Here is a 23411-nt window from a genome sequence, read left to right as displayed (position 1 = left end):
TCAGTCGCTCGTAACCATCATCGCCGAGATCTCGGCTTCCGCGGCCTTGACGCCGTCGACCAGAGCCTCGCAGGCGAATTTGAGAAGGTTGCCGCGTTTCTTGATTTTCTTCACATGGATCTTCAACTGGTCGCCGGGAACGACCGGTTTACGGAATTTGGCATTGTCGATGGTCAGGAAATAGACCAGCGACGGTTTTTCGGTGCCAAGGCTGCGGATGCAGATGGCGCCAGCCGTCTGTGCCATCGCCTCGACGATCAGCACGCCGGGCATGACCGGCTGATCCGGAAAATGACCCTGGAAATGCGGCTCGTTTATGGTCACGTTCTTGATGCCTATAGCGGACTCGTCGCCATCGATGTCGATGATGCGGTCGATCATCAGGAACGGATAGCGATGCGGCAGGAGCTTCATCAGCCCCAATATGTCGACCGCCTCGAGCGTCGTCGCCGCCACCATCTCAGTTCTTCCCTCCGTCGCCTAATTTGCGCGCCCTGGCCAGTCTTCGCAGAGCCGCGATCTCCCGCATGGCTTCCGCCATGGGCTGCGCTGGGTACCCACCCCAAATCTCGCCCGCAGGGACGTTGCTCATGAACCCGCTTCTTGCAGCAAGCTTGGCTCCTGTCCCTATGGTCAGGTGATCTGCAAGGCCGACACCGCCACCCATGGTGACGTTGTCGCCCACCGTTACGGAACCGGAAATACCCGAAAGGCCGGCGATTATGCAGTTGCGGCCGATACGGACGTTATGAGCGATCTGCACCAGATTGTCGATCTTGGTGCCTTGACCGATGATCGTGTCGGACATGGCGCCACGATCGACCGTGGTGTTCGAACCGATCTCGACGTCGTCCTGGATGACGACCCGGCCGATTTGCGGGACGCGCTCCGGGCCCTTGGCGCCGGCCACGAAGCCAAAACCGTCCTGGCCGATGCGGGCGCCGCCATGAATGATGACGCGGTTGCCGATAAGGGCGTACTGGATGCTGGCGCCTGGACCGACATAGCCGTCGCGGCCGAACTGGCAGGAGGGACCGATGACGGCATGAGGAGCAATGACGGTTCCGCTGCCGATAGATGCGCGGGGGCCGATGATCGCGCCGGCCTCGACGATCGCGCCGGCCTCGACATGCGCCGATAGATCGACATGGGCATGCGGCGAGATACCGGTTTCGCCGGTCATCGGCGCCGGTGTCGCAGCCGCCGGAAAAAGAAGGCGTCCGACCATCGCGAAAGCCTGTTGCGGGCGTGGATGGACCAAAACCGCGATGCCCGCCGGCGCTTTGCCGGCAAATTCGGCGGGACAGAGAACCGCCGCTGCCCGCAGCGATTGCATCAGCGCGAAGTTGCGCCTGCCATCGACGAAGACAAGAGCGTGCTCGCCGCCTTCGCTTGCCGGCGCCAAGGCTTCGATCGATATATCGGAGAGGTCGGGATCAACAAGCACCGAGCCGGTCAGATTCGCGACTTCGCCAGCCGTATACCGGCGTGATGGCGCGAAGAACACCGGATCGGTCATTCCAGAAGCTATATCCAGCTAGCGCATGACCCCGAAAATCGGAATCGATTTTCGGAAAGCATCATGCGCAAAATCAAAGTTCTACAGCGTCCTTTGCGCGTCCAAGAGGACGCTCGGCGCTGTAGTGTCGGATCACTCTCTTCCGGACTCCAGCGCCCGGAAGCATCGTTGCCCACCGATCAGAAGCGGGTCGATATACCGAAGTTGAATTCCTGCACGTCGTCGGTGTCCTCCTTGAGGACCGGAATCGCATAGTCGATGCGGATCGGGCCAAAGGGCGACGCCCACATAAGACCGACGCCGACAGAGGCGCGCCACTGCATGTCGACCGTCGACTGATCGACCAGTGTAGGATCGATCTTGCTGCCATAGAGCGTCGCCGCATCGGCGAAGACCGCGCCGCGCAGGCCGAAGCTTTCCGGAATGACCGGCATTGGGAACTGGGCTTCCGCAGAGGCATTGAAATAGGTGGTGCCACCGAGATGGTCGTCGCCGTCTTCATTGTCGACCGGGCCAATGCCGCCATAGGCGAAGCCACGAATCATGCGGTCGCTGCTCTGGAAATGATCGAAGATGCGCAGGTCGTCGTTGCCGTAGCCCTGGATATGGCCGGCTCCGCCCGAAATCAAACCAACCAGATCAAGCTGCTCAGACAATGTCTGGTAAACGCTGCCACGCGCGGTCACCTTGACGAATTTGGCGTCGCCGCCGAGGCCGGCGAATTCCGTGGTGACGTTGGCGAAGATGCCTTCATGCGGGTTCTTCATGTCGTCGATGGTGTTGTAAACCAGGCCGAGACTGACCGACGACTTGAGCCACGGGCTTTCCTCAATCCCGTTTAGGATAGCCGTAGAGATGTCGCAGCCAGCCATTGGATCGCAGCCATCGTCGAGCTTATACTTCTCCTGCGAGATATTGTACGCCAGCTGCGTCGAGATGTTGTCGGTGATCGGCAGGCCGAAGCGCACTGTCGCGCCTAGCGTCTCGCTCTTATAGTCGTCGTACTCCCTGGTCCGATTGAAGACATCGAAACCGGCGGCAATGCGCCGCCCGAGGAAATAGGGCTCGGTGAAGGAGAAGCTGTAGTCGCGCGAATTCCTGCCGCCGCCCGCCGATAGTTTGATGAACTGGCCGCGTCCGAGGAAGTTGCGCTCGGTGATCGATCCCTCGACCGACGGGCCTGACGTGTCGCCGCCTGTCGAATAGCCGGCGCCAATCGAGAACTCGCCGGTCGATTTTTCAACCACGTCGACCACGAGCACCACCTGGTCTGGCTCAGAGCCGGGAACGGTGGAAACTTCGACTTTTTCAAAATAATCGAGCGCTTCCAGCCGCTTCTTCGCGCGCTGGATGAGAACCTGGTTGAAGGCATCGCCCTCGCTCACGTCGAATTCGCGGCGAATGACATAGTCGCGTGTCCGGTCGTTGCCGCGAATCTCGATGCGCTCGACATAGGCCTTGGTGCCCTGGTCGATCGTATAGACCACTGAAATGGTGTGGTTCTCGAAATTGCGGTCGCCGCGCGGCGTCACCTGGGCGAAGGGATAGCCGGAACCGGCGACCCTCTCGGTCAACGCAATGATGGTGTCTTCGACGTTCTCAGCGTTGTAAACGTCGCCCTTGTGGGTTTCGACCGCCGACTGCAGCGATGCAGCGTCGACCTCGGGAATCGTGCTCTCGACGCTGACGTCGCCGAAGGTGTAGCGGTCGCCCTCCTGCACGGTGATGGTCACCGTGTACTTGTTGGTGGTTTCGTCGAGTTCGCCGACCGCGGAAATCACCTGGAAGTCAGCATAGCCGTGATTGTAATAAAAACGGCGCAGCAGCTCCTCGTCGGCGCGCAGCTTATCTTCGTCATAAACGTCGTCGCGCAGCACGAACGAAAGGATGGACGAGCGCTTGGTGGAGATGACGTCGGACAGGCGACGGCTCGAGTAGGCACTGTTGCCGACGAAATTGATCGCGGCGATCTGCGTGCGGCCGCCTTCGTTGATGTTGAAGACCACGTTCACGCGGTTGTCGCCGAGGTCCATGATCTGGGTGGTCACGGCGGCGTCGTCGCGGCCGATACGCCTGTAGGCAGCCTTGACCGCCTCGACATCGGCATCGAGCGCCTGCTGCGAGAACGTTCCACGCGGCTTCAACTGGACCGCGGCCGCAAGGGCGTTGTCCTTGAGCTTCTTGTTGCCCTGGAACAGCACCTGGTTCACGACCTGATATTCGGAAACCTTGATGACCAGCGACGAACCGACCTGGTTGATCTGGACGTCCGAGAACAGCCCGGTGCCGAACAGCGCCTTGACCGCATCGTCGATATCGGAACTGGAAAATGGCTTGCCGGGCTTGATCGTGACGTAGTTGCGGATCGTGTCGGCGTCGACACGCTGATTGCCGCTGACTTCAACTCTTGAAACAACAGCGGCCTCGGCCGCCGATGTGGCAACGAACTGCACTGCGAGCGCACCTGGTACGACCAGGGCGGCGGACAGGGCCACCGCGGACGCGGCGCTCAGAAACTTGGATGCTGCCTTCATCGGGCTTTTGTACCTTTTCTCGAAGTCCCCACGGCGAGAAAACCGGACGTGCGGTAATTTCCCCTACCGTATTAACCGGATTTTCCCTACACGCAAGGCTCCTGGTTAATTTGTATTTACTTAACCCTGTTGCGTGGCTTTCGCGTCACGCATATCCCCATGCATGGTAAACGGCGTCTCAACATTGGCTGTGCCGAAGCCAAATTTCTTCATGATTTCAGCATCCAAACAGGTCGTTCCAGAAAACGAACCCCATGAAGCCCAAGACGAAAAGCAGGCCGGCCCTGTAACCCATTTCCATCATCCGTTCCGACACCGGTCGCCGAATGACGGCCTCCACGCCGTAGAACAGGAGATGGCCGCCGTCGAGGGGGGGAATCGGCAAAAGGTTGAGAATACCGATCCCGACCGACAACAGCGCAACAAGTTGCACAAGCCAGTCGAAGCCCAGTTTTGCCGCCTGCCCCGACATCTTTGCGATCTTGATTGGACCGCCCAGCTGGCATTTGTCTTCGCGACCGACGACGAAACGCTGCAGGAACTGGCCGGTACCCTGGATGATGTGGCCGGTTTCCTCGACCGCGGCAGCCAGTGCGCCAGCCGGGCTGTAGGTGATCAGGCGCGGTTGGCCGAATTCCTGGTTGTTGACGACGCCGATCACGGCCACCTTGACCTTGTTGCCCAGCGCGTCTTCCTGTTCCATTAACCGCGGCGTCGCCGTAACGGTGATCTCCTTGCCGTCGCGCAGCATGACGAAGGTGATGGCGTCGCCGCCGCGGCCCGAGACCCGGCGCTGGACGTCGGCGAAGGTCTGGACCTTGCTGCCGTCGACGCTGACGAATCGGTCCCCGGGCAGGATCCCGGCCTGCGCCGCCGGACTGTCGGCGGTGACTTCAGCCACCATCGGCTCCATCACAGGGCGGCCATAGGCGGTAAACAGCACCGCGAAGACGGCGATCGTCAGCAGGAAATTGAACAGCGGACCGGCCACCACAGTCGCGGCGCGCTTCCAGACCGGCTGCGCGTGAAACGCGATCTTGCGCTCGGCATCGGTCAGCGTTTCGATCTCCTCCGAGCTGGGCTGGCTCGATGTGGCGTTCATGTCGCCGACGAATTTGACGTAGCCGCCGAGTGGTATTGCGCAGAGTTTCCAGCGCGTGCCATGGCTGTCATTGAAGCCGAAGAGTTCCGGGCCGAAGCCGATCGAAAAGACTTTCACGCCGATGCCGCACCAGCGGCCGACGAGATAATGGCCCATCTCGTGGACGAACACGACTACGGTCAGCACGAACAGGAACGGCACCAGCGTGCCCAGGACAAAGCCTTCCGTGCTGAAAACCGCGTGAAGAATCTCGTTCAACTCATGTCCTCAAATTCGTCCGCAGCACGGTCGTACCGCGACTGTGGCATCAATCCAGGCGAATCCATGGCGCATCCTGCGCAGGTCAAGAAAACCAGGCCGGGAATCAATGCTGGTCAAGCTGGAAACAGCCCCTGTGCCGGATGGTCGGCGGTCGCCGAAATCCAGCCGATGACGTACAGGGCGAAAGCCGCCGCGACAAGCCCGTCGACCCGGTCCATGACGCCGCCATGGCCCGGTATCAGCGTGCCCGAATCCTTGCGGTTGTGGCGGCGCTTCACCCATGATTCGAAAAGGTCGCCGGCTTGGGAGACGAGCGAAAGCACGAGCGCGACGACGCCGAGCACTGCGAGATTTCCGCCTCCGGCCGCGGCCGCCAGAAGCAGCCCGGCAACCACGCCGCCGACGGCGCCGCCGAGTGCCCCGCTCTGAGTCTTGCCTGGTGAGATCGACGGCGCCAGCTTCGGACCGCCGACAGCGCGGCCGACGAAATAGGCTGATATGTCGGTCGCCCAAACCACCGCGAACAGGAAGAGAATGGCGACGAGGCCGGGATGATCGCCGTCACGCAAAAGAGCAAGTGACAGTCCGGAAATGGCGGCATAGGCAAGGCCGGACGCGTCCCACTGTCCCGCCTGGCGCATCGAAATCTGGCGCATCGAACCCACGACCACGGTGACAACGACCATCACTGCCACAAGAAGCAGAAGCCATGACGCAGGCAAGCCGGCGACCAAACCGCCGACGAAAACCAGAAGCAGCGCTTCCGGCAGAAAACCAAGACCCGTGGCGGCAACCGGGCGGCACATTCGTGACCATTCGTAGAAGATCAGAATCGTCATGGCCGCGCAAAGCAACCGGAAGGGCAGTCCGCCCAGCCAGGTCAGGCTGAGTGTGACGACCGCAAGCACGACGGCAGAAATAACCCGAAGCTGGAGGTTGCTCATCCCTTGGCCGTCACGGCGACGTCTTGAGCGCCCAGACCGCCGAAACGGCGCTCGCGACCGGCAAAGTCGCGCAATGCGTCGGCCAAATGCTCGCGGCTGAAATCGGGCCAGTAGCAAGGCAGGAAAACAAGCTCGCTATAGGCCGCTTGCCACAGAAGGAAATTCGACAGCCTGAGCTCGCCGCTGGTACGGATGACCAGTTCCGGATCCGGAATACCCTGGGTGTCGAGAGAGCCGGCAAAGGATTCGGCCGTGATCGCCTCGCTGTCGAGCTCGCCGCGCGCCACCGCCGAGGCAAGCTTGCGCGCTGTGCGCACGATCTCGTCGCGTCCGCCATAGTTGAAAGCGATGATCAGGGTCAGGGCGTCGTTGTGGACGGTCAGGGTTTCGGCCTCTTCAAGCAGGGTCCTGATGTCAGGCTGCAGCCCTGCCCTGTCGCCGATGATCCTGACCCGCACGCCGTTTTGGTGCAGCTCGGCGAGATCGCGGCGAATGAAGATTTTCAACAGGCCCATTAGGTCGCTGACTTCGGACTTCGGCCGCGACCAGTTTTCCGAGGAGAAGGCGTAGACGGTCAGGAACGAGATGCCGAGGCCAGGAGCGGCGCGCACCGTGTTGCGCAGCGCCTCGACGCCGGCACGATGCCCAGCAAGCCGTGGCAAGCCACGCGCCTTGGCCCAACGTCCGTTTCCGTCCATGATGATCGCGACATGCGCGGGGCTTGTCATGTTCTCGCTTTCGAGCCAGCAGTGGCCAGACCCTAAACCTGCATGATTTCAGCTTCCTTATCGGAAAGCAGATGGTCGATGGTGCTGATCGTCTCGTCGGTGAGTTTCTGAACCTGGTCGGACCGCTTGCGATGATCGTCTTCGCTTATATCGCCGTCCTTTTCCGCCTTTTTGAGAAACTCCATGCCGTCCCGGCGCACGTGGCGCACGGCTATACGGGCATTCTCTGCATAACCGTGCGAGATCTTGACCAGTTCCTTGCGGCGCTGTTCGTTGAGCTCGGGCAGCGGAATTCTGAGATTGGTGCCATCGACGATCGGATTGAAGCCGAGATTGGATTCACGGATGGCGCGATCGACCGCGCCGACCATCGACTTATCCCAGACCGAAACCGAAATCATGCGCGGCTCCGGCACCGACACGTTTGCCACCTGGTTGATCGGCATGGTGGTGCCGTAGGCCTGCACCTGGATCGCGTCGAGCAGGTTGCTCGAAGCGCGGCCGGTCCGCAGCGAAGCCAGATCGTGCTTGAACGCAGCGATCGCCCCGTCCATGCGCCGTTTGAGATCATCGTATTCGCCACTCATCATCGTCTCCTCGACCCGTTAGCCGGGTTCACTTCAGGGTAATCCCGTATTCAAGCCTCAATCCGGAAACCGGTTCCCGCTTTTCGCCTACGGGAAACCTTCGGTTCGGGATCGGGCTCCCGATCAGTCGTCCGTGACGACCGTGCAACGGCCGCCGCCCCTCAGAATATCACCGAAACCACCCTTCTCGTGGATCGAATAAACGATTATCGGAATGTTGTTTTCGCGCGCAAGTGCAATCGCGGCCGTATCCATGATCGAAAGACCGCGTCTTATGACTTCGCCATGGCTGATGCGCTCGAAGCGGGTCGCATTCGGGTCCTTCTTGGGATCTGCCGAATAAACGCCGTCGACCTGGGTACCCTTGAACAGCGCATCGGCGCCGATTTCCGCCGCGCGCAGCGCCGCGGCCGAATCGGTGGTGAAGAAAGGATTGCCGGTGCCGCCGGCGAAAATGACGACCTTGCCCTGGTTCATGTAGGCGGTCGCTTGGCGCTGCGAAAAGCTCTCGCAAAGCTCAGGCATGGCGATTGCCGACAGCACCACCGCGTCGACGCCGATCTTGTTCAGCGAAGTGCGCAGCGCCAGCGAGTTGATGACGGTGGCGAGCATGCCCATGTGGTCGCCGGTGACCCGGTCACCTCCCTTGGACGCAACCGCCACGCCGCGAAAGATGTTGCCGCCGCCGATGACGATGCCGACCTCGATGCCCAGGGCGCGGGCCTCGGCTATGTCGGCGGCGATGCGATCGACTACCGACACGTCGATGCCGAAATGCTGCTCGCCCATCAACGCTTCGCCAGATGCTTTCAGCAAGACACGTCGGTAGAGGGGCTTCACCGTCATCTGGTCCTCATTATCATGCATGTGACGCGCCGCGGGCTGCCGCCGCGCAGGCGCTGCCCCGAAACATTGGGTTCCGATACACGAAGGGCGCCGCGATGTCACGCGGCGCCCGAACCGGAAAACTCTCTTCCAGCCTTTAGCTTACGCCGGCAAATGCACCTTGCATGAGCAGATCCGGGCATGAGCAGATCCGGCAGATAGCCAACCGGCCTGTCGCCGGCCGCACCGCGCAAGAAATCGGCCGGGCATCCTCGCGGACACCCGGCCATAAAGTCTTCTCAGAAAGATGGGGGGCGGTTTACTTCTTGACCGCCGCCGCGACTTCCGCCGCAAAATCGGTCTCTTCCTTCTCGATGCCCTCGCCGAGCGCGAAGCGCAGATAAGCAGTGATCTTGGCCGGTGCGCCGATTTCCTTCTCGGCATCCTGCAGCGCCTTCTCGACCGTGATGTCGGGATTGAGCACGAAAGCCTGCTTGAGCAGCACGACCTCTTCGTAGAACTTGCGCAGACGGCCCTCGACCATCTTCTCGATGATCGCCTCCGGCTTGCCGGACTGGCGCGCCTGGTCGGCGAAGATCGCCTTCTCGCGCTCGACCGCGGCCGGATCGAGCTGCTCCGTCGTCAGCGCCATCGGGTTGGTGGCGGCGACATGCATGGCGACCTGACGGGCAAAGGCGTTGGCGGCCTGCGCGTTGCCTGTCGTCTCGATGGCGACCAGCACGCCGAGCTTGCCAAGGCCGTCGGCAACCGCATTGTGGACGTAGGTCGCGACAGCGCCGTGCTCGACCGTGAGCTTGGCCGAACGGCGGAAGCCAAGATTCTCACCGATAGTGCCGACAGCGTCCTTGATGGTGTCGGCAACCGACTTGTCGGAACCCGGATAGGGGGCGGCTGCGACGGCCTCGGTCTTGCCGCCATAGGCGAGCGCGACCTTGGCGACCTTGGCGACGATCTCCTGGAAGGCGGCGTTGCGGGCAACGAAGTCGGTCTCAGAATTGACCTCGACGACCGCCGCCTCGCGGATACCGGAATCGACGCCGATCAGGCCTTCGGCCGCGGTACGGCCGGCCTTCTTGTCGGCCTTGGAAATGCCCTTCTTGCGCAGCCAGTCGACGGCCTCTTCCATGTTGCCGTTGGTCTCGTTCAACGCCGCCTTGCAGTCCATCATGCCCGCGCCGGTCAAGTCGCGGAGTTCTTTGACCTGTGCAGCCGAAATACTCATTGTCGCCTCTTTGTTTAAAATGCACCGACGCACCACCGGTCCTCGATGATGCGCCTGGCGCCAGCGCTTAGCGCGCCAGAATATGAGAAAGATGAAGGCCGAAACCGGCCTTCCCTGCTATGCTTCCGGTGTCCGGGCAGCCGGTGTCTCGGCGGTCGGCGTCGGCTCGAGTGCCGGCTCGATCGGGGCCTCGGCCAAAGCGCCAACGTCGACGCCAAGCGCGCCCTGCTGGCGAGCAATGCCGTCGATTGCAGCCTTGGCGATCAGATCGCAATAGAGCTGGATGGCGCGGGCCGCGTCATCATTGCCGGGGATCGGGAAATCGATCTTGTCCGGGTCGCAGTTGGAATCGATGATGGCGACGACCGGGATGCCGAGGCGCTTGGCCTCGAGGATGGCGATCGCTTCCTTGTTGGTGTCGATCACGAACATCAGGTCGGGCGTCGAGCCCATGTCCTTGATGCCGCCCAGCGCCTTGTCGAGCTTCTCGCGCTCGCGATCGAGGTTGAGGCGCTCCTTCTTGGTGAGCCCCTGGGCCTCGCCAGCCAGCATCTCGTCGAGCTTGCGCAGGCGCTGGATGGAATTCGAGATCGTCTTCCAGTTGGTCATCATGCCGCCGAGCCAGCGGGAGTTGACATAGTACTGGGCCGAGCGCTGCGCGGCGTCGGCGACGATGTCGGACGCCTGGCGCTTGGTGCCGACGAACAGTACGCGGCCACCCTTGGCGACGGTGTCGGAAACCTGCTTGAGCGCCTGGTGCAGCAGCGGCACCGTCTGCGAGAGGTCGATGATGTGGATGTTGTTCCGGGCGCCATAGATATAGGGCGCCATCTTCGGGTTCCAGCGGTGAGTCTGGTGGCCGAAGTGAATGCCAGCTTCCAAAAGCTGGCGCATGCTGAAATCAGGCAGAGCCATTCTTGAGTATCCTTTCCGGTTAGCCTCCACGGACACAGGCATTTCTGGACTTTGTCCTCGAACGCCACCGGAGGTTTCAGCCGGATTTCTCCCGGGCAGACACCAAAGTCCGTGTGTGGAATGAGCGCGCATATAGAGGGGATGCGCGACAAACGCAAGCGCTGCGGTGTCTTGCGGCTCAGCATGCGGCGATCAGCGCACCCGGGCTATAGTCGTATCTTCCCCTTCGGCACGCGGACACGCCGGAAAACAGCAACGATCTCTTCGCGGCTGCATTCGATGGCGCCTAATCGCACCGCGCGGTCGCGCTCGAAGCCGGTTATGTCATAATGCGGCGCCGATGTCTTCGGCGGCCCCTGATAGGACGAACGCTTGACGCCGAGCTGTGCTGCAAAACGATGCAGCTCGTCGGTGTCGTCGGCCAGCAGATGACACCAGCGGTGGCCGACCCATTTCCAGATCGCCGCGTCGACATACACCGCCATGAGGTTTGCCGCACTCCTTCATCTTGCGCCGACCAGCGGAGCCGCAGTTCACCTGGGGCCAAGATCCAAACGTTAGCGATGATAGAAGGGATTCGGATAGAAAATGAAGCCGCCCGCGGCTTCGAGTTCGGCTACTGACGTGGTGACAGCCGCCTGCATACGGCTGTGCAGTTCGGCGAGCGCATCGTCGATCGAGCCCGGAAAGGCGTGCAATCCCAACGGTTCCGGCACCCGGATATGCGCGCAGCGCGGCCCGGCCGGCTGCGGCACGAAGCGGTTGATCGTGTCGCGCAGCGTGCCCTTGCAATAGTCGTTGCGGACGCGCTTCAGATGCTCGGCGATCTCCTCTTGCGTGATGCGCGAGTTCACTGAGGCCCACGGTCCGACGCGCTGGAGACGCTGGATGGTGTCCGCCAGCGTGCGGACCTGTTTTTGTCTCTCAGCGTCGCCGGTGTTTTCCCGCAGCCAGCGGCGCGACCGGCGCAAAAGCTCGGCGATCTCGTTGGCGCCGGGATCGAACGAAATGCCCTCCCCCAGGCGCCGGCTCAATTCGAGCAGCAGTTGCGTCTGACGCGCTGCATACGAAGCCCGTTCGTCGGGCGCCATGCCACAGGCAATCTCATCGCGCGACAGCAACGTCGCATAGACATGGTGGACGCGCTCCGGCAGCGTATCGGCGGCACGGCGTTCGATCTTCAGGCTCTTCTCGACATACGCGCATTCCTGCGCCAGCGCCGGCTCGACATTTTTGGTGAAGGCGAGCTTCCAGACAACCGGCGCGATCCAAATCCTACAATCCTGATCCGTGGCGCGACCGCGCTTGAGCGCTTCGAACCCCATCTCGACCGCCCCCGGAAGGAGCGAACCGACGACATTAGCATGCCAGCCGACGCCGCCTTCGGGATGCAAGAGAACACCATGCCCTTTCAGCGCCCAGGCGATCGAGTGTTCCTTGGCGGCCCCACTGTTGCCGGGAATCTGGGCGATCAGATTGTTGGCCAGCCAGAATTTCTGCATGATCCGGCCGAGGCCGTTGACGACGCCATGCGTGGCCCAGGATGCCGCGAGCGGACTGACCTGCGAGACGATCTCCTTGTCGATCATCCAGTCGGTAAAGAATTCCGGATGGTTAGGCGTTATGAACGTCGCCTTGCCGACGCCGCAACAGGCCTTCAGCCGCTGCCGGTCGTCGTCGGGAAAGTCGATACGACGGACATTGGCGACGCCGCGCAATCCGGCCAGGCGGTTGAACGGCAACAGGTCGCGAAACCCGGGAATGCCATGCAACATGACAACCCGGTTGACTACAGTCATGATCCTGATCAGCGCCGGATTGGGCCTCGGCGCCACGAACACATCGATTCTGCTCAACCCACCCCCCGATCGACCCATCGGCGTAGAAGTTGAGATGCAATTGCGGCGTGTTCAAGTCATGGCGCATGACCCCAGAAATCGGAATCGATTCGGAAAGGATCATACGCAAAATCAAAGTGCTTCAGCGTCCTTTGCGCGGCCAAGAACGCGCGGCGCTGTAGGCGCCGCCTTGCGGGCGTGGTTAACCTGAAGCCTATTTCGGCGGACAGGCTTTCGACTGATCGAATAACGACAGATTGACCAGCTTGCCGGTCATCGAGAACTCGCCATAGTCCATGACGAGGTCGCGCGTGATGCCGTTGTCATGCAGCTTGAAGCTGATCCGGTACTCCGGCACCTCCTCGCCTGACTTGTCGGTGCCGTCGAAATAGGCGATGTCGACTGGCCAGTATTTGTCGGTGGCGAGTTTCGCCAATGCCGGCGCTTCCGGATCAGCTTTGTCGGCATCGGCTTTCTTGCCGACGACGACGGTGGTGGTCATCACTTTGTCGGCATCTTCCGAGCCGTCGAACAGGTTGGTTTCGTAGAAATTTTCGCCCTTTTCGGCCTTGTCGATCAGTTCGGCCAGATGCTGGGTCGGAAACTGGGTGGCAGCGAGTTCGAGGCTGCTCTTCTCCGGCTTGTCGATGTCGACCTTGAGGCCCTTCGTCTCCTTCGTCGCGGTGCCCTTGACCTCCTTGTCGAGGTTCTGGTCGACGAAGGATTTTGTCACGAACGAGAACGTCTTGCCTTCGGCGTCCTCGAAAGTGGTCGTCTGCTGGTCGGTCAGCTTTGTTGCATTGTCGTTAGTGGCAATCTGGGTGACGAAGCGGAACTTCACCGTGTAGCCTTCGCAAGGTGAGCCGTTGAACTCATAAACCATGCGGCCGGAAATGCCGGTAATGCCGGAGCGATCGGAGGCTTTGTCCAGGCTCAGATCGTAAACCGCGCGATGGGCTTGCAGCGCCGGTACGGCAAAAGCCGGCGCCATCGAGAACACCGCTGGCAGCAGGACAGCGTGGAATGCGAGGCGTGTTGCGCGCATGAGGGGCTCCGATCATCGCGCCTGATGGCAGGCCGCAGGAAAGAGGGTCCAGCTTAAAAAAAGTCGTGGCGGAAGCGAGGCAAAAATAGCAATTTCGGCCCGGCCTGCCCGGCGTCATCAAGCAATAGGGAAATACCATGAGCGAAACAATCGAAAAGCGGCTAAGCGATCTCGGCGTGACGCTTCCGGTCGCAGCCGCGCCCGCCGCCAATTACGTGCCCTATTCCAGGTCAGGCAATCTGCTGTTCACCGCCGGACAGCTGCCGCTCAGCGAGGGCAAGCTGCAGGCGAGCGGACTGCTCGGCCGCGATGTCGACACCGCAAGCGGCAAGGAAGCGGCAAAATACTGCGCAATCAACATATTGGCGCAGGCCAAGACAGCCCTTGGCGATCTTGAGAAAATCCGCCGCCTGGTGAAGCTCACCGTCTTCGTCGCCTCGGCACCGGATTTTGTCGAACAGCACCTGGTTGCCAACGGCGCCTCGGATTTTCTGGTTGCAGTGCTCGGCGATCACGGCAAACATGCCCGCTCCGCCGTCGGCGCCGCCTCACTGCCGCTTAATGCCGCAGTGGAAATAGAAGCCATCTTCGAAGTCGAATGAGCCAGTCATGACCGATCTTTCCTGGCTGACCGCCCGACCCGTTGCCCATCGCGGCCTCCACGACATGAACAAGACGCGGTGGGAGAACACGCTTTCCGCCTTTGCCGCGGCAGCCGAACGCGGCTATGCGATCGAATGCGATGTGCATCTGTCGTCTGACCGCATCCCGGTCGTCATTCACGACAGCGATCTGAAGCGGCTGACCGGCCAGGACGGCTTCGTCTGGCAGCGAACGGCAGCGGAGATGACGGCGCTCAGGATTGGCGGCACATCAGACCATCTGCCGACTTTGCAGCAGGCACTCGACCTGGTCGATGGTCGTGTGCCGATGGTCGTCGAGTTGAAAGGGGTCCCCGGCCGGGACGAAGGTCTGGTGGAAAGTGTCGGCGAGATGCTCAAGCGCTACAAGGGCAAGGCGGCGATCATGTCGTTCGACCACTGGCTGATCCGCGATTTCCCGAAACACGCGCCCGGCGTTCCGGGCGGACTGACCGCTTATGGCAAGGACGTCAAGCTGATCGAGGCGCATTTCGCCATGCTGGCGCACGACATCGCCTTCGCCTCCTACGCCGCCGGCGACCTGCCGAACCGGTTTGTCAGTTTCGTGCGCGAAAGGCTCAAAATGCCGGTTATCACGTGGACCGTGCTCGACCAACCGGCGGTCGACCTGACCTTTAGATACGCCGACCAAATGACGTTCGAAGGATTCGAACCCGATCTTGTGCAGGTCGCTTGAAAACCGAGCTTGCATGGACCGGCACGGAGCTTAAATAAGCCTCATGGATCAAGGCGATGAAGGCGACGGGCAAACGGCGAATGGAGCGTATGCGATCCGGGTTGCCTCCGGCATCGGAGCCTTCACCTGCGCGGAATGGGATGGCCTCGGCGGTACCGCACGCGGCGATACAGAAAACGGCTACAACCCCCTCGTTTCGTTCGCTTTTCTGAGCGCGCTCGAAGATTCGGGCTGCGCCGTGCAGCGCACCGGCTGGCGGGGTCATCATCTCAGGCTGGAGACAGCGCAGGGAAAACTGCTCGGTTCCGTTCCCTGCTACCTGAAATCGCATAGCCAGGGCGAGTATGTTTTCGATCACGGCTGGTCCGACGCGTTCGAGCGCGTCGGCGGGCGTTACTACCCAAAACTGCAATGCGCCGTGCCGTTCACGCCGGTCACCGGTCCTCGCCTGCTGGTCAACAAGGGCGAGGACAGTCGCGCCGTGAAAGCCGGCTTGGCAGAAGGCCTTAAGGCGGTGACGGACAAGCTCGGCGTTTCTTCCGCGCACGTAACCTTCGCGCAGCAGAAGGATGTCGGGGCGCTGGAAGCGGCGGGTTTCCTGCACCGCACCGACCAGCAGTTCCACTTCTTCAACGAAGGTTTTTCGACCTACGACGATTTTCTCGCCACTCTGGCGTCGCGCAAGCGCAAGGCCATGAAGAAGGAGCGGCGCGAGGCGCTAGCCCACGGCATCTCGATCGACTGGCTGACCGGCAGGGATCTCACCGAAAGGATCTGGGACGACTTCTTTGCCTTCTACATGGATACCGGCAGCAGGAAATGGGGGCGGCCCTACCTCAACCGCGAGTTTTTCTCGATGATCGGCGAGCGCATGGCCGACGACATTCTGCTGGTGATGGCCAAGCGCAATGGACGCTACATTGCCGGCGCTATCAATTTCATCGGTTACGATGCGCTCTACGGCCGCAACTGGGGCTGCATCGAAGACCATCCGTTCCTGCATTTCGAGGTCTGCTATCACCAGGCGATTGACTTCGCGATCGACCGTAAGCTGAAAGTGGTCGAAGCCGGCGCGCAAGGCGAGCACAAGCTGGCGCGCGGCTATAGGCCGGTGACCATGCATTCGGCGCATTACATCGCGCATCCCGGCTTGCGCAACGCGGTCGCCGACTATCTCAGGCGCGAGCGGCGCGAAGTGGAGCGGATGGGCGACTATCTTGAAGAGCACACGCCGTTCCGCAAGGATGTGGCGGACGGTTAGGGCGCCGCGTCCAATTGGACGCACAAAGCATGCTCTAACACTTTGAATCTCCGCATCGTACTTTCCGAAAATCGATTCCGATTTTCGGGTTTGATGCGGTAGAGCAAGGCACAATCCGGAGCGCACGCCATGGCTGACCCCACCTACGACAGCAACAATATCTTCGCGAAAATTCTGCGCGGTGAAATCCCGTCGCATCGCGTCTATGAAGATGACGCGATCGTTGCCTTCATGGATGTAATGCCGCAAGGGCCGGGTCATACGCTGGTTGTGCCGAAGGCGCAGTCGCGCAACCTGCTTGACGCGGACCCGGCAGTATTCGGCCCGCTCTTCGCCGTCGTGCAGAAGGTGGCGTTGGCGGTGAAGAAGGCCTTCGGCGCCGATGGTGTCACCATCCTGCAGTTCAATGAGCCTGCTTCGGGCCAGACCGTCTACCACCTCCATGTCCATGTCATTCCGCGCTTCGAGGGAATCCCTTTGAAGCCGCATAGCGGGCAGATGGAGAAACCGGAAGTGTTGACTGAGAATGCTGACAAGATACGAACAGAGCTGGGAAGCTGAAGCTGAAGCCGGGCGTCGCGCACGCCTCCAGCATCCACTACCTCTTTATCCAAAAAAAAAGCCCCGTTTCCGGGGCTTTTTTATTTTTCAGGCCATCATGCCTTTCGGGGCAGTTGCGGCACCAAGCTGCGCTTGCCGCCATCCTTGCCCTTGGGCTCCGCCTTCTGCGCGATCGCCTTTTTCGCGACGGGCTTCTTGCTGGCAGCTTTCTTGAGTTTCGGTGTGTCGTCCGGTTCTTCCTTTTTCGGCTTGACCGGCGCCTCGTCGGCGAGCGACTCGAGCTTCAGGCCGGTCTCGCCGGTCTCCTTCTTCTCGACGGTGACACGCACCGTGCCGCCCTTCTTGAGCTTACCGAACAGCACCTCGTCGGCCAGCGGCTTCTTGATGTGCTCCTGGATGACGCGGCCGAGCGGCCGTGCTCCCATGCGCTCGTCGTAGCCCTTCTCGGCCAGCCAGGCGATCGCTTCCTGCGACAGGTCGAAGGTGACGCCACGCTCGGAGAGCTGGGCCTCGAGCTGCATGACGAACTTCTGCACCACCTGATGGATGACCGGAACCGGCAGCGAGCCGAACGGGATGATCGCATCGAGACGGTTGCGGAATTCCGGCGTGAACAGCCGGTTGATCGCCTCGACATCGTCGCCTTCGCGCTTGGTCGAGCCGAACCCGATCGCCGCGCGTTGCGCATCCGAGGCGCCCGCATTGGTGGTCATGATCAGGATGACGTTGCGGAAGTCGATCTGCTTGCCGTTGTGGTCGGTCAACTTGCCGTGGTCCATGACCTGCAGCAGGATGTTGAACAGGTCCGGATGCGCCTTCTCGACCTCGTCCAGCAACAGCACGCAATGCGGATGCTGGTCGACGCCGTCGGTCAACAGGCCGCCCTGGTCGAAGCCGACATAGCCGGGAGGCGCGCCGATCAGCCGCGAGACGGTGTGGCGTTCCATGTATTCCGACATGTCGAAGCGGATCAGCTCGACACCGAGCGAGGCGGCGAGCTGCTTTGCCACTTCGGTCTTGCCGACGCCGGTCGGTCCCGAGAACAGGTAGGAGCCGATCGGCTTCTCCGGTTCGCGCAGGCCGGCCCGCGCCAGTTTGATCGCCGAGGTCAATGCCGTGATCGCGGTGTCCTGACCGTAGACGACACGTTTCAACTCAACGTCGAGACCGGCCAGCACCTTCTCGTCGTCGGCGGAAACCGTCTTCGGCGGAATGCGGGCGATGGTGGCGATCGTCGCTTCGATCTCCTTGATGCCGATAGTCTTCTTTCGCTTGGCTTCCGGCACCAGCATCTGCGAGGCGCCGGTCTCGTCGATCACGTCGATTGCCTTGTCCGGCAGCTTGCGGTCGTTGATGTAGCGCGCCGACAGTTCGACCGAAGCCTTGATCGCCTCAGCCGTGTAGCGAACCTTGTGGAACTCCTCGAAATACGGCTTCAGACCCTTCATGATCTCGATGGCGTCCTCGATGGTCGGCTCGTTGACGTCGATCTTCTGGAAGCGCCGCACCAAAGCGCGGTCCTTCTCGAAAAACTGGCGGAACTCCTTGTAGGTGGTCGAGCCGATGCAGCGGATCGTTCCGGACGACAGCGCCGGCTTCAACAGGTTCGACGCATCCATGGCGCCGCCCGACGTCGCCCCTGCCCCGATCACGGTGTGGATCTCGTCGATGAACAGAACCGCGCCCGGATAATCCTCGAGTTCTTTGACGACCTGCTTCAGCCGCTCCTCGAAATCGCCGCGATAGCGGGTGCCGGCCAGCAATGTTCCCATGTCGAGCGCAAAGATGGTGGCGTTGTGCAGCACTTCCGGCACGTCACCCTCGACGATGCGCTTGGCAAGGCCCTCGGCGATCGCCGTCTTGCCGACGCCGGGGTCGCCGACATAGAGCGGATTGTTCTTGGAGCGGCGGCACAGCACCTGGATGGTGCGGTTGATCTCGGACCCGCGGCCGATCAGCGGATCGATCTTGCCGGCCTTGGCCTTGTTGTTCAGATTGATGCAATAGGCGGTGAGTGCGTCCTGCTGCTGCTTTTTCTTGCCGCCGTCCTCTTGCGGCTCGGCGCCGCTCTGGCCGCCCTGCTCGTCGTCGGCGCCGCGCGGCGACCGCGTCTCGGATGCGCCGGGACGCTTGGCGATGCCATGCGAAATGTAGTTGACCGCGTCGTAGCGGGTCATCTGCTGTTCCTGCAGGAAATAGGCGGCATGGCTCTCACGCTCGGCGAAGATCGCAACGAGCACGTTGGCGCCGGAGACTTCCTCGCGGCCGGACGACTGCACATGGATCACCGCGCGCTGGATGACGCGCTGGAAACCGGCTGTCGGCTTGGAATCCTCGTCGTAGCCGGTGACGAGATTGTCGAGCTCGGTGTCGATATAGGTGAGAACCGTGTGCTTCAGCTCGTCGAGATCGACGTTGCAGGCGCGCATGACCGCGGCCGCCTCGGTGTCGTCGATGAGAGCGAGCAGCAAATGTTCAAGGGTTGCGTATTCGTGGTGCCGCTCATTGGCTAGCGTCAGCGCCTGGTGAAGCGCCTTTTCCAGGCCTTGGGAGAAAGCCGGCATGTTACCTCACTTCTTCTCCATCACGCATTGCAGCGGATGCTGATTCTGTCGGGCGAAATCCATGACCTGAGACACTTTGGTCTCGGCCACCTCGAATGTATAGACCCCGCACTCGCCCACTCCATGATTGTGAACATGTAGCATGATGCGTGTGGCGGCTTCACGGTCCTTCTGGAAAAAACGCTCCAGTACGTGAACCACGAATTCCATGGGCGTATAGTCGTCGTTGAGAATGAGGACCCGATAAAGGCTAGGCTTCTTGGTCTTGGTTTTGGTGCGCGTGATAACAGCCGTGCCGCGACCGGCCTCATTGCCGTCGTTGCCGTTTTGCATCCGCACCACATCTCTCATGGCAGTCAAACCAATCGTCACGTAGCCCTGCCTTTTCGAATCCCCATGCGAGTTCGACATGTAGGTCTTCGATGAACGATTTTAAGCCCTTCTGTTTAGCTGACAATATGGCTAGGTGGCCAAACTTGGCCGATTTTCGAAATCGTGAAGGCGGCAGAGCCCCCTGATTTCAAATTGCCATGAAAAACCCGGCCGCGCGTTCGCGACCGGGTCTGTCTTGCAGGCCCGAGAGCCATCTTCACATTATAGCGAGATTATTTCGCTTTTGCGACGATTGATTCGAACGGCTTGTAGGCTTCTTTGGCGAGTTCGGCATAGAGATCGCCTATCTTGGTCGCTTCGGCGACGAAGGCTTCGTACGACTGCTTGGCAAAATCGGACTGGATCTCGATCGCCTTCTCCAGCGACTTGGCCGACAAAAGTTTCTCGGCTGCTGCGCTGCCAGCCTCAAAACTTTTCTTGGTGTACTCGCCCGCCTCGGCGGCGATGGCCTGCGCACCCTTGGAAAGGGATGCGAAGCTCTTCAAGCCGGTGTCGGCAAACTCCTTGCCATATTTGCTGAAATCTTCATAGGTCTGGGTCATTTCACGCTCCCTTGACAGTAGCCGTTGAACGGTGGACGCGCCCTGTCCAGGCCGCGTTGTGCAATGCAAGTCATATATTGTGCACTGCACAAAAAGTCAATGTTTCGCCGAGCGCGGTTCCAGGCGACCGGCCCGGCGTGCAGGCCCAGCCACCGGCAATGGCTAAAATTCGAATAAAGGGAAACTCAAGCCCGAAGAAAATGGTGAACACGATGGTTACCATAAACGGATTGGTAACGCTGACCGCGATAGCTTGGTTCGAAGTGAGGCAGGACCTTTGCCGCCTTCCAGCAACAAAAAATTCAAAGGAACCATCGGTGCGTCAGGCGTTGTCGGGCATTCTCTCCAAATCCGCGTCCTCTTTGAAAACGATAATGATCCTCGCTTTGGCGATGACATTCGTCGTTGCCGACGCTGCTTCGTCCATGGCAGCGAGGTCGGCGGCCATCGTCATCGATGCCAAGACCGGCAAGGTGCTTTATTCTTCGAATGCCGATGGTCGGCGCTATCCGGCCTCGCTCACCAAGATGATGACGCTTTACCTGGCCTTCGAGGCCATGGCGAACGGCAAGATCAGCAAGAACTCCCGGGTCGTCTTTTCGGCCAATGCTGCTGCTGAACCGCCGACGAAACTCGGCGTCAGACGGGGCGGCGCGATCACGGTCGAGACCGCGATCCTGTCGATGGTGACCAAGTCGGCAAATGACTCGGCGACGGCGCTCGGCGAGCTTCTCGGCGGCAATGAAGCCAATTTCGCCCACATGATGACAGCCAAGGCGCGGGCGCTGGGCATGAAGGGGACCGTTTTCCGCAACGCCCACGGCTTGCCAAACCCCGGTCAGTTCACGACCGCGCGCGACATGGCGGTGCTCGGCATCGCGCTGCGGGAGCATTTTCCCCAGTATTACGGCTATTTCTCGCAGCGTTCGTTTCTCTACGGCCGCAAGCGCATCAACGGCCATAACCGCCTGCTTGGGCGCATCAAGGGCGTCGACGGCATCAAGACCGGTTACACCCGCGCCTCCGGCTACAATCTCGTTTCCTCGGTCGACGACGGCGATCGCCGCATCGTGGCGGTGGTGATAGGCGGGAAATCCGGCGGCAGCCGCGACAACCAGATGGCCGCATTGATCAAAACCTATTTGCCGAAGGCGTCGTCGCGCGGCAGCGGCATGCTGGTCGCCAAGGCCGGCGGCGGCAACCCGATCAGCGCGCTGGCAAAAGTGTTCCTGCCCAAGCGCGACGCGCCGACGCCGGACAGCCGGCCGGACGACGATGCCCCTGACGATGATGCCATTGCCTCGCTAGTTGAGGAAACCGACCCCGCCGTTGAAGAAGCCACCCCCGTCGTCCAGACCAGGCCCGTCTCTCAGACCAAGAAGGTCGACACAGTGGCCGCGGCCACGGCGGACGATGTCGCGACGGCAAGGGTCGCAGCAGCCTACGCCGAACCGGCGGCGGTCGATCCCGTCAACACGGCATCGGTGCCGTCCGGCTGGGCAGTCCAGGTCGCCTCTTCGCCAAAACAATCCGAAGCCCAGGCTCTCCTGGACGAGACGAGCAAGCAGGCGCCTTCGATCCTCGCCGATGCCACAGGTTTCACCGTCGCCTTCGAAAAGGACGGCGTCACCTATTACCGCGCCCGGTTCGGCTTTGGTTCGAAGACTGCTGCCTGGAAAGCCTGCAACGCCCTGAAGAAAAAGAAAATCGAGTGCTACGCCGTCCAGCAGTAGACGGCGTCGAAAACATCTCCCGGAAAAATTCTGCGTCGAAGGAGACTAGTTGTGATTGGAGAGCAAGACGTCCTTGGCTTCATTGATCCGCGCCGCCAGAAAAGACGTGCCGCCGATATCGGGGTGCAGGCGCTGCATCAGGCGGCGGTGCGCCTTGCGGACATCCGCCGCGGCGGCCCCCGCTTCAAGACCAAGGATCTTGTAGGCCTCCTCCTTAGTCATGGCGCCCGAACCTGGCGAAACACCCAGCCCTTCGCCACCATTCGCCTCAGCGTCTTTGCGCCAGATGGGAAATCTGCCGTCAAGATACGTCTCTAGCAACTGGCGGCTCTCCGGGTCGCCGGGGAGCTCGCGATAAAGTTGCTGCAACTCCGAAAGGCTCATCGTGCCAAGCATCTTGCCTTCATGGCGGCCGGCGAGCACGAGCCCCTCCAGATTGCCGGTATCGTGATCAAGCTCCATTTCGAGTGCCGCGGTGCGCACCGTCGAATGCTTGCCCGGCTCCAGTTTCGCCGTCGGCCGCTTCATCCGCATGGAGCCATACCAGGCGAGCGCCGTCGACAGGATCAAGCCGCCGATACCTTCGCGTCCGACCAGAAGCACGGCGACGCCGATCAGCGCCAGCATGACGGGCCCAAGTGTCCTCATCCCGCTTGCGAGTCTCGCGGGGTCGGCGCGGAGAAAGATCGTGGCCACGCCGAGCAGCACCAAAAGCAACGCCACGAATGCGATAATCGCGCCCATTATTTTCTGCTGCTCCGCAGATGCTCGATCATCAGCCGGTCTTCCGGCCTGCCCCTGGCCTCCAGTGCCTTCAGCCCGCCGGTTGCAAACACGGCGACCGCCGAAAGCAGGCTGGCCAAGGTTGCGGCGGCCCGACGATCAAATCGGAACCAAGCACCTTTGGACAGGCGCGCAATCTCCTTAAATGCCTTTTCTGCACCGGCATCATGGCCCTCCTGAAAGACGAAGACAGGAACGCCGTGCAGGCCGAGGCTGCCGGCCTTTTCGGCCAGATCGTCTATGTTTTCTTCCATCGCGTCGCCGATATAGACCAGCGCATTCACCTTGGCCGCCGCCGTCTGTTTCAGTGCATGGGCGAGAACCTTGCCGATCTGGGTGTGGCCGCTGCGGCATTCGATTCGCGCCATCAGTTGCTTCAGCGCGTCCGTATCGGTGACGAATGCAGATGAGCGGCACTCGCCAAGACCACGAAAATAAACCAATTGAACCTTCAGCGCTCCGGCCTTGCCGACGGCGTCGAACATCTCGCCCTGCAGCGCACAGGCAAGGTCCCAGGTCGGCTGGCGGCTCATCGTCGCGTCGAGCGAGAGTATCAGCCTGCCAGAACCGGCCGCGGACGCAGCGAGCGTCCTTGCCTGACGGATAAAGGCGTCGATCTCGCCAGTGCTCGATTGGGACTCGACCGGCGCAGGATTGGCCTTTGCGGGCACGGGCTGCTTCTTGTCGCTCATGAC

At 61.1% G+C, this 23411-nt stretch carries 24 protein-coding genes; 5 read left to right on the top strand and 19 right to left on the bottom strand.

From position 1 onward, the window contains the following. The 13 genes from fabZ to ACWTU8_RS08310 form a co-directional block, all read right to left on the bottom strand. Nucleotides 1–459 carry a 3-hydroxyacyl-ACP dehydratase FabZ gene (fabZ, locus tag ACWTU8_RS08370; RefSeq protein ID WP_095520391.1) on the bottom strand — a complete coding sequence of 153 codons (459 nt, stop codon included), beginning with the start codon at nucleotides 457–459 and terminating at the stop codon, nucleotides 1–3. A gap of 1 nt (nucleotide 460) precedes the next feature. Further along, on the bottom strand, nucleotides 461–1519 hold the full coding sequence (gene lpxD / locus ACWTU8_RS08365; RefSeq protein WP_455847749.1) for a UDP-3-O-(3-hydroxymyristoyl)glucosamine N-acyltransferase: 1059 nt from the start codon (nucleotides 1517–1519) through the stop codon (nucleotides 461–463). A 179-nt stretch (nucleotides 1520–1698) separates the two neighbouring features. Further along, nucleotides 1699–4053, bottom strand: coding sequence for an outer membrane protein assembly factor BamA (gene bamA / locus ACWTU8_RS08360; protein WP_455847748.1), 2355 nt, complete (start codon nucleotides 4051–4053; stop codon nucleotides 1699–1701). A gap of 217 nt (nucleotides 4054–4270) precedes the next feature. After that, entirely contained in the window at nucleotides 4271–5413 is a 1143-nt protein-coding gene (gene rseP / locus ACWTU8_RS08355) for an RIP metalloprotease RseP (RefSeq protein ID WP_455847747.1), read from the bottom strand. Between the two features lie 116 nt (nucleotides 5414–5529). Continuing rightward, nucleotides 5530–6360, bottom strand: coding sequence for a phosphatidate cytidylyltransferase (locus tag ACWTU8_RS08350; protein ID WP_455847746.1), 831 nt, complete (start codon nucleotides 6358–6360; stop codon nucleotides 5530–5532). Next, nucleotides 6357–7088, bottom strand: a complete 732-nt coding sequence (locus tag ACWTU8_RS08345) for an isoprenyl transferase (protein WP_455847745.1) — start codon at nucleotides 7086–7088, stop codon at nucleotides 6357–6359. The genes ACWTU8_RS08350 and ACWTU8_RS08345 overlap by 4 nt, the downstream gene beginning before the upstream one ends. Before the next feature lie 32 nt (nucleotides 7089–7120). Beyond that, complete coding sequence (gene frr, locus ACWTU8_RS08340; RefSeq protein ID WP_036267909.1) at nucleotides 7121–7675, bottom strand: ribosome recycling factor; 555 nt, start codon at nucleotides 7673–7675, stop codon at nucleotides 7121–7123. Nucleotides 7676–7798: 123 nt separating this feature from the next. After that, nucleotides 7799–8521, bottom strand: coding sequence for a UMP kinase (gene pyrH / locus ACWTU8_RS08335; protein WP_029352773.1), 723 nt, complete (start codon nucleotides 8519–8521; stop codon nucleotides 7799–7801). A 298-nt stretch (nucleotides 8522–8819) separates the two neighbouring features. Next, nucleotides 8820–9743 carry a translation elongation factor Ts gene (gene tsf / locus ACWTU8_RS08330; protein WP_029352775.1) on the bottom strand — a complete coding sequence of 308 codons (924 nt, stop codon included), beginning with the start codon at nucleotides 9741–9743 and terminating at the stop codon, nucleotides 8820–8822. A gap of 117 nt (nucleotides 9744–9860) precedes the next feature. Next, nucleotides 9861–10658, bottom strand: coding sequence for a 30S ribosomal protein S2 (rpsB, locus tag ACWTU8_RS08325; protein ID WP_029352777.1), 798 nt, complete (start codon nucleotides 10656–10658; stop codon nucleotides 9861–9863). A 206-nt stretch (nucleotides 10659–10864) separates the two neighbouring features. Continuing rightward, on the bottom strand, nucleotides 10865–11143 hold the full coding sequence (locus tag ACWTU8_RS08320) for a DUF4031 domain-containing protein (RefSeq protein ID WP_287086971.1): 279 nt from the start codon (nucleotides 11141–11143) through the stop codon (nucleotides 10865–10867). Between the two features lie 72 nt (nucleotides 11144–11215). After that, nucleotides 11216–12514 carry a hypothetical protein gene (locus tag ACWTU8_RS08315; protein ID WP_455847744.1) on the bottom strand — a complete coding sequence of 433 codons (1299 nt, stop codon included), beginning with the start codon at nucleotides 12512–12514 and terminating at the stop codon, nucleotides 11216–11218. Nucleotides 12515–12710: 196 nt separating this feature from the next. Then, entirely contained in the window at nucleotides 12711–13541 is an 831-nt protein-coding gene (locus ACWTU8_RS08310; RefSeq protein ID WP_029352783.1) for a cell envelope integrity EipB family protein, read from the bottom strand. Nucleotides 13542–13678: 137 nt separating this feature from the next. Here ACWTU8_RS08310 and ACWTU8_RS08305 point away from each other — a divergent pair, with 137 nt between their 5' ends. The 4 genes from ACWTU8_RS08305 (at nucleotide 13679) to ACWTU8_RS08290 (ending at nucleotide 16701) form a co-directional block, all read left to right on the top strand. Continuing rightward, nucleotides 13679–14143, top strand: coding sequence for a RidA family protein (locus tag ACWTU8_RS08305; protein ID WP_455847743.1), 465 nt, complete (start codon nucleotides 13679–13681; stop codon nucleotides 14141–14143). Nucleotides 14144–14150: 7 nt separating this feature from the next. Then, nucleotides 14151–14879, top strand: a complete 729-nt coding sequence (locus ACWTU8_RS08300) for a glycerophosphodiester phosphodiesterase (RefSeq protein WP_455847742.1) — start codon at nucleotides 14151–14153, stop codon at nucleotides 14877–14879. A 43-nt stretch (nucleotides 14880–14922) separates the two neighbouring features. Beyond that, nucleotides 14923–16140, top strand: coding sequence for a GNAT family N-acetyltransferase (locus ACWTU8_RS08295; protein WP_455847741.1), 1218 nt, complete (start codon nucleotides 14923–14925; stop codon nucleotides 16138–16140). Between the two features lie 129 nt (nucleotides 16141–16269). Next, nucleotides 16270–16701: an HIT family protein gene (locus ACWTU8_RS08290; RefSeq protein WP_455847740.1), complete on the top strand. Its 432-nt coding sequence runs from the start codon at nucleotides 16270–16272 to the stop codon at nucleotides 16699–16701. 95 nt (nucleotides 16702–16796) lie between these two features. On the opposite strand, the gene clpA is transcribed toward ACWTU8_RS08290, so the two are convergent. The 4 genes from clpA to ACWTU8_RS08270 all read right to left on the bottom strand — a co-directional run bounded on the left by clpA (nucleotide 16797) and on the right by ACWTU8_RS08270 (nucleotide 20411). Next, nucleotides 16797–19265, bottom strand: coding sequence for an ATP-dependent Clp protease ATP-binding subunit ClpA (gene clpA, locus ACWTU8_RS08285; protein WP_455847739.1), 2469 nt, complete (start codon nucleotides 19263–19265; stop codon nucleotides 16797–16799). Between the two features lie 6 nt (nucleotides 19266–19271). Beyond that, the gene (clpS, locus tag ACWTU8_RS08280; RefSeq protein WP_029352795.1) at nucleotides 19272–19598 is read right to left on the bottom strand and encodes an ATP-dependent Clp protease adapter ClpS; all 327 of its coding nucleotides are present in this window, start codon (nucleotides 19596–19598) and stop codon (nucleotides 19272–19274) included. A 272-nt stretch (nucleotides 19599–19870) separates the two neighbouring features. Next, on the bottom strand, nucleotides 19871–20200 hold the full coding sequence (locus ACWTU8_RS08275) for a phasin family protein (protein ID WP_455847738.1): 330 nt from the start codon (nucleotides 20198–20200) through the stop codon (nucleotides 19871–19873). Nucleotides 20201–20270: 70 nt separating this feature from the next. Next, complete coding sequence (locus tag ACWTU8_RS08270) at nucleotides 20271–20411, bottom strand: hypothetical protein (RefSeq protein ID WP_455847737.1); 141 nt, start codon at nucleotides 20409–20411, stop codon at nucleotides 20271–20273. A gap of 106 nt (nucleotides 20412–20517) precedes the next feature. Here ACWTU8_RS08270 and ACWTU8_RS08265 point away from each other — a divergent pair, with 106 nt between their 5' ends. Continuing rightward, nucleotides 20518–21933, top strand: coding sequence for a D-alanyl-D-alanine carboxypeptidase (locus ACWTU8_RS08265; RefSeq protein WP_455847736.1), 1416 nt, complete (start codon nucleotides 20518–20520; stop codon nucleotides 21931–21933). 45 nt (nucleotides 21934–21978) lie between these two features. On the opposite strand, the gene ACWTU8_RS08260 is transcribed toward ACWTU8_RS08265, so the two are convergent. Both ACWTU8_RS08260 and ACWTU8_RS08255 read right to left on the bottom strand, forming a co-directional pair. Beyond that, nucleotides 21979–22677, bottom strand: coding sequence for a DnaJ domain-containing protein (locus ACWTU8_RS08260; protein ID WP_455847735.1), 699 nt, complete (start codon nucleotides 22675–22677; stop codon nucleotides 21979–21981). Continuing rightward, the gene (locus ACWTU8_RS08255) at nucleotides 22677–23408 is read right to left on the bottom strand and encodes a VWA domain-containing protein (RefSeq protein WP_455847734.1); all 732 of its coding nucleotides are present in this window, start codon (nucleotides 23406–23408) and stop codon (nucleotides 22677–22679) included. The genes ACWTU8_RS08260 and ACWTU8_RS08255 overlap by 1 nt, the downstream gene beginning before the upstream one ends. Nucleotides 23409–23411 lie beyond the last annotated feature (3 nt).

It is taken from the genome of Mesorhizobium sp. BHbdii (assembly GCF_053848045.1).
Note: the sequence above shows the minus strand (reverse complement) of the source record. Positions and strands in the feature narration are given on the sequence as shown.